The organism is Methylobacterium sp. C25, assembly GCF_021352225.1.
Taxonomy (GTDB): Bacteria; Pseudomonadota; Alphaproteobacteria; order Rhizobiales; family Beijerinckiaceae; genus Methylobacterium.
Map to the genome: position 1 here is coordinate 529,384 of NZ_JAAUVI010000002.1, position 12,102 is coordinate 541,485.

The 12,102-nt window shown below is 66.0% G+C and carries 12 protein-coding genes; 7 read left to right on the forward strand and 5 right to left on the reverse strand.

Annotated elements, in window-relative coordinates; all coding sequences use genetic code 11:
• The 5 genes from HCU64_RS08850 to rph form a co-directional block, all read right to left on the reverse strand.
• Positions 1 to 762: a Crp/Fnr family transcriptional regulator gene (locus HCU64_RS08850; protein WP_233383461.1), complete on the reverse strand. Its 762-nt coding sequence runs from the start codon at positions 760 to 762 to the stop codon at positions 1 to 3.
• Positions 763 to 948: 186 nt separating this feature from the next.
• Positions 949 to 1,185, reverse strand: coding sequence for a DUF6894 family protein (locus HCU64_RS08855; RefSeq protein ID WP_233383462.1), 237 nt, complete (start codon positions 1,183 to 1,185; stop codon positions 949 to 951).
• A 62-nt stretch (positions 1,186 to 1,247) separates the two neighbouring features.
• Complete coding sequence (gene hemW / locus HCU64_RS08860; RefSeq protein ID WP_233383463.1) at positions 1,248 to 2,435, reverse strand: radical SAM family heme chaperone HemW; 1,188 nt, start codon at positions 2,433 to 2,435, stop codon at positions 1,248 to 1,250.
• Positions 2,432 to 3,067 carry an RdgB/HAM1 family non-canonical purine NTP pyrophosphatase gene (gene rdgB, locus HCU64_RS08865; RefSeq protein WP_233383464.1) on the reverse strand — a complete coding sequence of 212 codons (636 nt, stop codon included), beginning with the start codon at positions 3,065 to 3,067 and terminating at the stop codon, positions 2,432 to 2,434. Before rdgB ends, hemW begins: the two co-directional genes overlap by 4 nt.
• On the reverse strand, positions 3,064 to 3,777 hold the full coding sequence (rph, locus tag HCU64_RS08870) for a ribonuclease PH (protein ID WP_233383465.1): 714 nt from the start codon (positions 3,775 to 3,777) through the stop codon (positions 3,064 to 3,066). Before rph ends, rdgB begins: the two co-directional genes overlap by 4 nt.
• 336 nt (positions 3,778 to 4,113) lie before the next feature.
• Here rph and ssb point away from each other — a divergent pair, with 336 nt between their 5' ends.
• The 7 genes from ssb (at position 4,114) to HCU64_RS08905 (ending at position 12,092) form a co-directional block, all read left to right on the forward strand.
• Entirely contained in the window at positions 4,114 to 4,689 is a 576-nt protein-coding gene (gene ssb / locus HCU64_RS08875) for a single-stranded DNA-binding protein (protein WP_233383466.1), read from the forward strand.
• 266 nt (positions 4,690 to 4,955) lie between these two features.
• Positions 4,956 to 6,644, forward strand: coding sequence for a methyl-accepting chemotaxis protein (locus tag HCU64_RS08880; protein WP_233383467.1), 1,689 nt, complete (start codon positions 4,956 to 4,958; stop codon positions 6,642 to 6,644).
• A 224-nt stretch (positions 6,645 to 6,868) separates the two neighbouring features.
• On the forward strand, positions 6,869 to 9,628 hold the full coding sequence (gene gyrA, locus HCU64_RS08885) for a DNA gyrase subunit A (protein WP_233383468.1): 2,760 nt from the start codon (positions 6,869 to 6,871) through the stop codon (positions 9,626 to 9,628).
• A gap of 175 nt (positions 9,629 to 9,803) precedes the next feature.
• Positions 9,804 to 10,304 (forward strand): pantetheine-phosphate adenylyltransferase, encoded by a 501-nt coding sequence (gene coaD / locus HCU64_RS08890; protein WP_233383469.1) that lies wholly within the window; start codon positions 9,804 to 9,806, stop codon positions 10,302 to 10,304.
• A 23-nt stretch (positions 10,305 to 10,327) separates the two neighbouring features.
• A complete protein-coding gene (locus tag HCU64_RS08895) occupies positions 10,328 to 10,870 on the forward strand; it encodes a peptidylprolyl isomerase (RefSeq protein ID WP_233383470.1) in 543 nt (180 codons plus the stop codon).
• Between the two features lie 8 nt (positions 10,871 to 10,878).
• Entirely contained in the window at positions 10,879 to 11,352 is a 474-nt protein-coding gene (locus tag HCU64_RS08900; RefSeq protein ID WP_233383471.1) for a hypothetical protein, read from the forward strand.
• A 278-nt stretch (positions 11,353 to 11,630) separates the two neighbouring features.
• Positions 11,631 to 12,092, forward strand: a complete 462-nt coding sequence (locus tag HCU64_RS08905) for a peptidylprolyl isomerase (RefSeq protein WP_233383472.1) — start codon at positions 11,631 to 11,633, stop codon at positions 12,090 to 12,092.
• The last annotated feature ends 10 nt before the right edge of the window (positions 12,093 to 12,102 follow it).

Sequence of the window (12,102 nt, forward strand, 5' to 3'; positions counted from 1 at the left end):
TCAGGCCCGCATCAACAGCCTCTCGTACTCAGCCTCGGAGACTCCATAGGCGTCACCGACGAGGTCGAGAAGCTTTTCGCGATTGAGCACGGTGATACGGCCGCGCCGCGCCCGGATCATGCCCTCGCCCTCCAGAAGTTGCGTGGCCATCGTCACGCTCGGTCGACGCACGCCCAGCATCAGCGAGAGAAATTTGTGGGTCAGCGGAAGCTCGTCGCGGCAGAGACGGTCCTGCGTCATCAGGATCCAGCGGGCCAGCCGCGCCTCGATGTTGAGATCCGCGTTGGCATACACGGTCTGACCAACCTGGACGATGAGGCTCTGAGCGAAGCGGCCAAGGACACCGCGAAGCGAAGCACTCTTGTGCATCGCCATGTGGAGGTCCGCGGCGGCTATGCGGAGCGCGCAGCCCTCAGCCTGGACCAGTCCGATGTGCGGGGACTGGTCCGCGCCGAGGACGAGAGGCAAGCCGACAAGCCCCTCGTAGCCGACGATGCCGATTTCGACCCGACCGCCCTCTGTGTTGCTGACATCGGCCACGATCGAGATCAGCCCCTCCTCGATGAAATAGGCGTGCCGGATAGGTGTATGGGCCGCCAGCAGGATCTCGTTCAGCGAGAGCGAGACCCGCTCGAAAGCAGGCGCGAGCAGAGCGAAATCCTCCGGATCCAGGATGCTCAGGAGGCGATTGCGGCTGCTGGAGCGCCCGGGCTCATCGAGGCTTTCACTGCCGCCGAAGCGAAGTATCTGCGTTTCGGTCATTCCGAACTCCATGCGCTGGCGGCGATGTCCATCAGGCGCGAGAAAAAGTTCGGCACTCTCGACAGTTCATGTTCGCCGAGCCTGCTCCGATTGGTGTCGTCAGTCGAAGCGGCACAGGCGCGTGCCGATGCAGAGTTCCGATCACTCAGGAGTGAGGTTGGGCCGGAAACGCATGAAGGCAACGGCTCAGTCCGCCCAACCGCTGCGCAGCGAGAGGGTCGCGTTGAAGAGTACCTTCCTGTCGCCGTCCCTCAGAGTGCCCGTGAAGTCCCTGACATGACCGTCTGGGAGCTCGTCCTTCGCGAGCATTGCCAGGGCCGCAACCAGCTCCTGACGCGCCTCCTCGGCGCTCGGATGCTCGGACCCTTCGTTGTCTTCGAAGCTTCGCACCCCGTCATCGAGCTCAAAGAAAAAAAGCGGCATCGTTTCCTCGAGTCAGTCTGACCTCCAACTCGCTGATGTCAAAAGAGTTTCTGTCTACAGTTTCACACTTGGCCGGATAGCTCCGCCACGAGTGCGTTGAGCACCGGCGCGCCACGCGCCGTCGCCGCGATGTTTCCGGTCCCGGTGATAGTGACGAGGCCGTCGGCGATCAGCGTCTCGAGCCGGTCGCCATCGAGGGCCCGACCCTTCAGCGCGGTGTAGCGCGCTGGATGGATGCCCTCCGCGAGGCGCAGGCCCATCATCAGAAATTCATCGCCCTCGGCATCGGCCGACAGCGCTTCGGTCTCGACAATGCCGTTGCCGTCGCGCTCGACGCGGGCAAGCCACCCCTCGGGCGATTTCTCCGTCACGGTGCCGATGCGGCCCTCCGGCTGGACGAGACGACCATGGGCCCCCGGCCCGATCCCGGCATATTCGCCGTAGCGCCAATAGAGCAGGTTATGCCGCGATTGCGCCCCCCGCCGCGCATGATTTGAGATCTCGTACGCGGGCAAGCCTGCCTTGTCGCAGGCCTCCTGGGTGACGTCGTAAAGGATGCGGGCATCCTCGTCGTCCGGAGGCGCCAGACGGCCAGCCTGGGCGAGGCCGAAGAATGGCGTGCCCGGCTCGATGGTGAGCTGGTAGAGCGAGAGATGCTCGGCGGCATGTGCGATGGCCTCCTCCAGCTCGGCGCGCCATGCTTCCGGGGTTTGGCGAGGCCGTGCGTAGATCAGGTCGAATGAGAACCGCTCGAAATGCGTTGCGGCCATGCGCACCGCCGATAGCGCCTCGTCCACACTGTGCAGGCGGCCGAGAGCCTTGAGGTCTGCGTCGTTCAAGGCCTGCACGCCAAGCGAGACGCGGTTGACTCCTGCCGCGCGGTAGCCGCGGAAGCGTTCCGCCTCCACGCTGGTGGGATTGGCCTCCAACGTCACCTCGACGTCGGGTGCGATGCTCCAGGCTCCGGCCACAGCATCGAGGAGGCCGGCAACCGTCTCGGGCTTCATCAAGGACGGCGTGCCACCACCGAGGAAGATGCTCGACACGGTCCGGCCGGGCGTGCGCGCAGCGGTTTGGGCGATCTCGCTTCGGAAGGCCGCGAGGAAGCGCGCCTCGTCGACGCCGGCATGGCGGACATGGCTGTTGAAGTCGCAATAGGGGCACTTCGAGGCGCAGAACGGCCAATGCAGGTAGATGCCGAAGCCCGCATCGCGGGTCGGGTGGTCTGGTGCCTGCGAGTCGATAGTCATCCCGGTCTGCGCAGGCAGGCTGCGGCGAGCAGCACGAAGGCCCGCGCGCGATGCGAGAGCGCCGCACCGTTCTGCCAATCGACGCCGTGTTTCTCTTCCGAGGACATCTCGCCGAAGGTACGCTCGTGGCCATCCGGCTTGAACATCGGATCGTAGCCGAAGCCGAGCGTACCTCGAGGTTCGACGAGGTCACCGTGGACGCGGCCTTCGAACAGCTCGGTATGGCCGTCGGGCCAAGCGAGGACGAGGGCAGAGACGAAATGCGCGCGGGTCGAGGGCGTGCCGCGCCGTGAGACCTCATCGGCGATCCGGGCCATCGCACCCGAAAAATCCTTGTTCGGACCGGCCCAGCGTGCCGAAAAAATGCCTGGCGCGCCGTCGAGCGCTTCGACGCAAAGGCCGGAATCGTCGGCGAAGGCCGGCAGACCCGAGGCCTGCGCCGCCGCATGAGCCTTGATGGCCGCATTCTCGGCGAACATGGTGCCGGGCTCGTCGGGCTCGGGAAGGTTCAGCTCGCCGGCAGAGACCGCCTCGATGCCGAAGGGCGCCAGGAGTTCGCGCATCTCCACCAGCTTGCCGGCATTGTGGGTCGCGATGACGACCCGGCCCGTGAGGACGCGCGGCGTATTCATGCGATGGTCTGCTTCTGGAGCTCGACCAGTTCGGCGATGCCACCGCGGGCGAGCCGCAGCAGTTCCAGGAACTGGTCTTCGGAGAAGGGCTCGGCCTCGGCCGTGCCCTGCACTTCGACGATGCCGCCCTTGCCGGTCATCACGAAGTTGGCGTCGGTGTCGGCGGCCGAATCCTCGACATATTCGAGGTCGAGCACGGGTGTGCCCTTGTAGATGCCGCACGAAACAGCGGCGACATGGTCGCGCAGCGGATCGACCGAGATGATCGAGCGCTGGCGCATCCAGGAGAAGCAATCGTGCAGGGCGACCCAGGCGCCGGTGATGGCGGCCGTGCGGGTGCCGCCATCGGCCTGGAGCACGTCGCAGTCGATCGAAATCTGCTTCTCGCCGATCGCCGGCAGGTTGGTGACGGCGCGCAAGGAGCGGCCGATCAGGCGCTGGATCTCCTGAGTGCGGCCGGAGGGCTTGCCCGAATTCACCTCGCGCCGCGTGCGCTCATGCGTGGCGCGAGGGAGCATGGAATATTCGGCAGTGACCCAGCCCTTTCCCGAACCGCGCAGCCAGGGTGGGCCGCGCTCTTCGAGGGAGGCCGTGCAGAGCACCTTGGTCTCGCCGAAGGTGACGAGGCAGGAGCCCTCCGCGTAGCGGGCGACTGCCCGCTCGAGCGTGACCTTGCGCATCGCGTCCGGAGCGCGCTTCGAAGGCCGCATCCCGTTCTCCCGTCATTGTGATGAAGGCCGGGCTCATAGGACGAGCCGCCGCGAGCGGCAAGCGGATCGGGTCGCCGAAGCTGCCCGTTTCAGCCGGATTCGCCTGCTGCGCTTCGGGATGATCGTGAGCGCGCCGAACATGATCCGGGTGTGAATCCGCGAGATGATGCGCGCCTCAAGCACTTGCGACAGCGCCGGAACAAAAGCAGAACAAATCCGTTGGCGTTTTCGATGAGCATAACGCGGCGTGGCGGTTGCCGACGGGCTCCGCACGCCCCATGAAAGCCCGGTCGGGCGTGACGTCGGCCCTGTGAGAGTGATCGGAAGGAGAGAGCGATGGCGGGCAGCGTGAACAAGGTCATCCTGGTCGGCAATCTCGGGCGAGACCCGGAGACGCGCCGGCTCGCCTCGGGCGACCCGGTGGTGAACCTGCGCATCGCGACGTCGGAATCGTGGAAGGACAAGATGTCCGGCGAGCGCAAGGAAAAGACCGAGTGGCACTCGGTCGTGATCTACAACGAGAACCTGGCGCGCGTGGCCGAGCAGTACCTGCGCAAGGGCTCGAAGGTGTACATCGAGGGCCAGCTCCAGACCCGGAAATGGGCCGACCAGTCGGGTGTCGAGAAGTACACGACCGAGGTCGTGCTGCAGCGCTTCCGCGGTGAGATGACGATTCTCGACGGCCGCGGCGGCGGCGGTGGCGACTTCGCGGGCGAAGACGAGGGCGGCGGCCAGATCAGCCGTGGCGGTGACCGAGGCGGTGACCGGGGCGGCAGCCGCGGTGGCGATTACGGCGGTGGCGGCGGCGATTACGGTGGCGGCCGTTCCTCCGGCGGCGACCGTCGTCCGTCTGGCGGCGGCGGTGGTGGCGGCAAGCCGAACTACGACCTCGACGACGACATCCCGTTCTAGGGTTTGGAACGAAAAAGCGGCCAGCCTGTAAAGTCGTGAGGCCGGCAGAGGGTGGAGGCGAACAGGTGGGGCGGAGGGTAGTTCTTCTGCAACACCTGCCTTCACCGGTAACTGATCGCATCGGCCTGAACATCAAACCTTAACCACGTGCGGAATACACAATTCCATCGTGTCGGTGATCAGGCCTCGTCAATCGAGGAGCATGTCGCGTTCCAGGTCGCGGCTTGCCTAAACAAACCCGGCACCCTGAGGAGCGCCGGGTTTCGATGTCACGTTTCAGGTTCACCATCAGCCGGCGCTTCGTCGGTGTCGCCATTCTGGCCGGTCTGCTGTCCGCTGCCTGCCTCGGTCTTGCGATGGCCGAGTTCCGAGCCTCGATGATCGCGCAGAAGCGCGAGCAGGTCCGCACTCTCATCGAGACCGCGCTCTCGACGGTTCGCCCGCTCGTGGAGCGCGCGAAGTCCGGGGCGATGAGCGAGGCCGATGCCCAGCACATGGTCAAGGACCTGCTCAACCACACGCGCTTCGAAGGTTCGAACTATATTTTCGTGTACGACTACAGCGGCAATACGCTGGTGCACATCCGCAGCGACTATCTCGGCCGCAACCGCTTCGACAGCAAGGACCCTTCGACAGGGCTCTACATTACCCGCAGGATCATCGAAGCCGCGAAATCCGGCAATCCCTACCTCGAATACTCGAACCCGAAGCCGGGTAGCGATGCTCTGAAACCGAAGATCAGCTACGTTGCCGCCCTTCCCGAATGGAATTGGGCTGTCGGAACCGGCATCTATGTCGACGATATCGATGCCGACATGTCCCAGGCCATCTGGTCGGTCTTGAAGCTCGTCCTGCCGATCGCCCTCGTCTGTCTCGGCGTGGTGGTCTACCTCGCCCGCTCGGTATCGCGTCCGCTCAAGGCGCTGACCGGCTCGATGAACCGCCTCGCCTCGGGCGACCTCGACACGGCGATCGCCGGCAGCGGCCGCAACGACGAGATCGGCGAGATCGCCGGAGCGGTCGCGACGTTCCGCGAGAGCCTGAAGGCGCGAGCCGCGGAGCAGATTGCCCAGGACGCACTGACGCACGAAGAGGGTCAGGCTGCCCGCCGCACGGCCATGGCGAAGATCGCCGAGAGCTTCGAAGCCCGCATCGGCCGGTTGGCCGGCAGCCTGTCTCAGTCGGCCGCTCAGATGGAGACCACGGCGCGTTCCATGTCGGCGGTGGCCGAGCAGACCAGCGCGCGGGCGATCGACGTCGCGGGCTCCGCCGAGCAGACCTCTAGCAACGTCCAGGCCGTCGCCGCGGCCACCGAAGAGCTGACCGCCACGGCGCAGGAGATCGGCAACCGCATTGAGGATTCGTCGCTCATGGCCGGACGCGCGGTGGAGGAGTCCCGCCGCAGCGACACCTCCGTGCAGATGCTCGCTGCCGGTGCCCAGAAGATCGGCGACGTGGTTGCGATGATCTCGGCCATCGCCGGCCAGACCAACCTGCTGGCCCTGAACGCCACCATCGAGGCGGCCCGCGCAGGCGAGGCCGGCCGCGGCTTCGCCGTGGTGGCCTCCGAGGTCAAGGAGTTGGCCGGGCAGACGGCGCGGGCCACGGACGAGATCACGGCTCAGATCGCCCAGATCCAGGAGGCGACCCGCGAAGCTGTCGAAGTGATCCAGGGGATCGGTGGCATGCTCGGCGAGATGCATCATTCCTCGACCTCGATCGCCGCCGCGGTCGAGGAGCAGCAGGCTGCGATGCAGGAGATCGCCCGCAACATCGCTCAGGCCGCGAGCGGCACCAACGTCGTCACCGGCTCCATCGCCCACGTCCAACAGGACGCACGGGGCACTGGTGAGGCTGCCACGAACGTGCTCGCCACGGCGGCCGAGCTGTCGCGCGGCGCCGGCGACCTGCGCCGCGAGGTCGAACGCTTCCTGGCCGAGATGCGCGCTGCTTAAACAGCATCGGCTCGTTCGGTTTTAAGGGCCGGCCACGCTGTGAATGCGTGGCCGGCTCTTCACGTTTTCGGGGACTCCGGGGGCGCCCCGATCGATCCGAGCTAAGATGCTGATTCGGCTTGGAAAGATTTCTCTCGCGCGACGCGCCCGCGCGCTGGCGGAGGCGGGACAAGTCGGGTAAACGGACCGCAACCCCGGTCGAGACGACCCGAGAGAGTTTTTCCTTGGCAGACAACGACAAGCCCGGCGCTGGCGAGCCCCCGACGCCGCCCGCGACCGATATCAAGCCGGTCTCCATCACAGACGAGATGCGCCGATCCTACCTCGATTACGCGATGAGCGTGATCGTGAGCCGGGCGCTGCCGGATGCGCGCGACGGCCTGAAGCCGGTGCACCGCCGCATCCTCTACTCGGCCTACGAGAGCGGCTTCCTGCCCGAACGGCGCTACGTGAAGTCGGCCCGCATCGTCGGCGACGTGATTGGTCAGTACCACCCGCACGGCGACCAATCGATCTACGACGCCTTGGTCCGCATGGCGCAGGACTTCTCGATGCGGCTGATGCTCATCGATGGGCAGGGCAATTTCGGCTCGGTGGACGGCGATCCGCCGGCAGCCATGCGCTACACCGAGTCGCGCCTCGCCAAGCCGGCGACCTCGCTGCTCGCCGACATCGACAAGAACACCGTCGATTTCCAGCCGAACTACGACGACACCCGCGAAGAGCCCTCCGTCCTCCCGGCGCGGTTCCCGAACCTGCTCGTCAACGGTGCAGGCGGCATCGCGGTCGGCATGGCGACGAACATCCCGCCGCACAATCTCGGCGAGCTGATCGATGCCTGCATCGCCCTGATGGACGATCCGGAGATGACGATCGAGGCGCTGACCGAGATCGTACCCGGACCCGACTTCCCCACCGGGGGTTCGATCCTCGGCCGCGCCGGCGTGCGCCAAGCCTATGCCACGGGCCGCGGCTCGATCATCATGCGGGCCAAGTCCGAGGTCGAGGAGCTGCGCAAGGAGCGCGAGGCTCTGATCTTCACCGAGATCCCGTACCAGGTGAACAAGGCGACGCTGATCGAGAAGATCGCCGAGCTGGTGAAGGACAAGCGGATCGAGGGCATCTCGGATCTGCGCGACGAATCCGACCGCGACGGCATGCGCATCGTCGTCGAGATCAAGCGCGACGCGATGGCGGAGGTGGTGCTGAACCAGCTCTACCGCTTCACGCCACTGCAGAGCTCGTTCGGCGCCAACATGGTCGCGCTGAACGGCGGCCGCCCCGAGCTGATGAACCTGAAGGACCTGCTGACGGCCTTCGTGGACTTTCGCGAGGAGGTCGTCTCACGCCGCACCAAGTTCCTGCTCGGCAAGGCCCGCGAGCGCGCCCACGTCTTGTGCGGCCTCGCCATCGCGGTCGCCAATATCGACGAAGTGATCCGGCTGATCCGGACCTCGCCAGATCCGAACACGGCACGCGAGGCCCTGATGGGCCGCGACTGGCCGGCCTTCGACATCGCGCCGCTGATCGCCCTGGTGGACGATCCGCGCCACCGCGTCGCCGATGACGGCAGCTACCGGCTCTCCGAGGTTCAGGCCCGCGCCATCCTCGATCTGCGTCTGCAGCGCCTTACCGCTCTCGGCCGCGACGAGATCGGCGACGAGTTGAAGAAGCTCGCCGAAGAGATCGCCGATTATCTCGACATCCTGCGCTCGCGCGCCCGCATCCAGGCCATCGTCAAGACCGAGCTGGCCGAAGTCCGCGAGGCCTTCGCGACCCCGCGCAAGACCATCATCCTCGACTACGATTCGAACGTCGACGACGAGGACCTGATCCAGCGCGAGGACATGGTCGTCACCGTGTCCCATGCCGGCTACGTCAAGCGCGTGCCGCTGGCGACCTACCGGGCGCAGAGACGCGGCGGCAAGGGCCGCTCCGGCATGTCCACCCGCGACGAGGATTTCGTCACGCGGCTGTTCATCGCCAGCACCCATACGCCGGTGCTGTTCTTCTCCGACCAGGGCCAAGCCTACAAGGAGAAGGTCTGGCGCCTGCCGATCGCAGCGCCGAACGCCAAGGGCAAGGCGCTGGTCAACATCCTGCAGCTCCAGAGCCAGGGCGAGCGCATCACGACGATCATGCCGCTGCCAGAGGATGAGACCACCTGGAACGACTACGACGTGATGTTCGCCACCGCCTCGGGCAACGTCCGCCGCAACAAGCTCTCCGACTTCACCGTGGTGAACCGGAACGGCAAGATCGCCATGAAGCTCGATGAGGGCGACCACATCGTCCATGTCGAGATCTGCAAGCCCGAGCAGAACGTGCTGCTGACGACGGCCAAGGGCCAGTGCATCCGCTTCCCCGTCGAGGACGTCCGCGTCTTCAAGGGCCGCGACTCGACCGGCGTGCGCGGCGTCAACCTCGCGGCGGGCGACGTGGTGATCTCGATGGCGATCCTCAACGCCTTCGAAGCGACTCCAGAAGAGCGTGCGGGCTATCTCAAGATGCGCCGTGCGGTCATCGGCGACAGCGCCGAGGATGCAGCCGAGGCCTCAGAGGCCGCCGACGAGGCCGTGGCGGATGCCGCGATTTCGCTGGAGCGCTACGAGCAGATGGGCGCTGCCGAACAATTCGTGCTGACGCTCTCCGAGCGGGGCTTCGGCAAGCGCTCGTCCTCCTACGAGTACCGGACCTCCGGTCGCGGCGGTAAGGGCATCACCGCCATGCGAGTGAACACCCGCAATGGCGATCTCGTCGCATCCTTCCCCGTGGAGGCCTCCGACCAGATCATGCTCGTCACCAATGCCGGCCAGCTCATCCGCGTGCCGGTAGACGACATCCGCATCGTCGGACGCGCCTCCCAGGGCGTGACGGTGTTCAACACCGACAAGGCCGAGCGCGTCGTCTCCGTCGAGCATATCGAGGGCGAGGAAGGCGGCGAGGTCGAGGTCGAGGACGAGGGCAACGGCGAAGCCGAGTGATGTCCGGCATTCCGGGCGCGCTCTGCGCCCGGACGTTCGGTAGCGACTGATGGCGATCGATCGAGCGATCGTCCCGCTCACGAGACGAGGGGCTCCGATCGGAGCCCCTTTTCGTTTCTGCGGCGAGCTGCCTCGCAGTTCCGTTCGCACGCGAAATGCTCTAACCCGCTGCGCAATGGTCCGCACTGCCCTCTATGCCGGCTCGTTCGATCCGGTCACCAACGGCCACCTCGACGTCGTGCGGCAGGCGAGTCGCCTGTCGCAGCGGCTAGTCCTCGCCATTGGCGTGCATCCGGGCAAGGCGCCGCTCTTCTCGGCGGAGGAGCGCGCGGAGCTTCTGAAAGTAACCTGCGCACCGCTCGCGAAGGCCGAGGGCGCCGAGGTCGAGATCGTCACCTTCGACGACCTCGCCGTTTCCGTCGCCCGCCGCCACAACGCCATCATGTTCATCCGCGGGCTGCGCGACGGCACCGATCTTGATTACGAGATGCAACTCGCCGGCATGAACGCAGCGATGGCGCCCGAGGTGCAGACAGTGTTTTTACCGGCCTCCACCGGCGTGCGCCCGATCACGGCGACGCTCGTTCGGCAGATCGCCGCGATGGGGGGAGACGTCTCGCCCTTCGTTCCCAAGATCGTGGCCGAGCGACTGAAGGCCCGCTTCGCCAAACCTTAGACGACCACGGAGACCACCTGATCATGAACCGCCGGCTCGCCATCCTGACGCTCGCCCTCACCGCGGCGCTCGGGTTCTCCGCCCCCGCATCCGCGGCGGATTCCAACACCGTCTATCTCGAGACCAAAGACGGCCGCGTCACCATCGAGCTGCGTCCCGAGATCGCGCCGAAGCACGTCAAGCAGATCAAGACGCTGGTCGGGAAAGGATTCTACGACGGCCTGAAGTTCCACCGCGTCATGGACGGCTTCATGGCCCAGACCGGCGACCCGAAGGGCAACGGCACCGGCGGCTCGAGCCTGCCGAACATCCCGGCCGAGTTCTCCTCCGCTCCCTTCAAGCGCGGCACGGTCGGCATGGCCCGCTCGGGTGATCCGAACTCGGCCAACTCGCAGTTCTTCATCTGCCTCGGTGACGCGCCATTCCTCAACGGCCAGTACACCGTGGTCGGCGTCGTCACGAGCGGCATGGACGTCGTCGACAAGATCAAGAAGGCCGAGCCCGGCGCCCAGGGCGGCGCGGTGACGAACCCCGACAAGATCGTCACGATGAAGCTCGCGAACTGAGACGTGCAATGCGCCGGCTCGCTGCCCTTGCCGTGATGGCAGTGGCGCTGCCGGCGCCGGCCTTTGCCTACGAGCGGTGGACCCAGCCACCGCTCAGCCTGCCTCAGGGGCTTCGGCACACGGTTCAGGTCCCGATCGATCCCAAGACGAGGGATGGCAAACCGGCCAACACCCTGCGCGAGCTTTTCCCGGCTCTTTCGGCATGCTGGACAGCTCCGGAAGGCCTCGCCAAGTTCGAGCGGACGGAGATCACCGTGCGCTTCAGCCTGCGCCGGGACGGCTCGCTGATCGGCACACCGCAGATCACGTTTTCAAAGACGCCCGCCGACGAGCGCGGCAAGGCCTTGCTGATCGAGGCGAGCCTCTCCGCGATCCGCCATTGCACGCCGGTCCGGGTGACCCCTGCCCTCGGCGGCGCCATTGCCGGTCGGCCGCTTTCCCTGCGCTTCATCTACGAAGGGCCGAAGGGCCAAGGTGTCTGAACGGCCGAGCTTGGAGGCTGGCGAGCGACCAGCTTGCGATCCTTGGCGGAAGGTCTCTCGACCTGGACCTCGTGCCTCTGGTACGGGGAATTGCTCGCCCAACAGATACAGACGGCGCGTAGGTCTGGGGGCCTTGACGCGGCTGGCTTCGCCAAGACCGCATCTTCGAACGCCGCCCACCCAGAATCCGGATCGCTACGATCCAGGGCAGGTTGCCCGATCACTCGGTCGCGCTTGCGCGATCGGTCAGAAACCGAAGAACTCGAGGAGTATCGAGAATGGCAGAGGCCAACGAGACCATCGTCCTGGAGACCACCAAGGGACGCGTCGTGATCGCGCTGCGTCCCGACGTCGCTCCGAACCACGTCGAGCGCATCAAGACGCTGGCTGGCCAGGGCTTCTACGACGGCGTGCCGTTCCACCGCGTGATCGATGGCTTCATGGCCCAGACCGGCGATCCGACCGGCACTGGCTCGGGCGGCTCGGACCTCCCCGACCTCAACGCCGAGTTCAACGCCGAGCCGCATGTGCGCGGCACCTGCTCGATGGCGCGGACCAACTTCCCGCACTCGGCGAACTCGCAGTTCTTCATCTGCTTCGACAATGCCCGCTTCCTCGACAAGCAATACACCGTCTGGGGCAAGGTGATCGAAGGCATGGACGTCGTCGACACCATCAACAAGGGCGAGCCGCCGCGCTCCCCGGACAAGATCGTCAAGGCGAGCGTCGGCACTCCCTGATCGCGTCTCG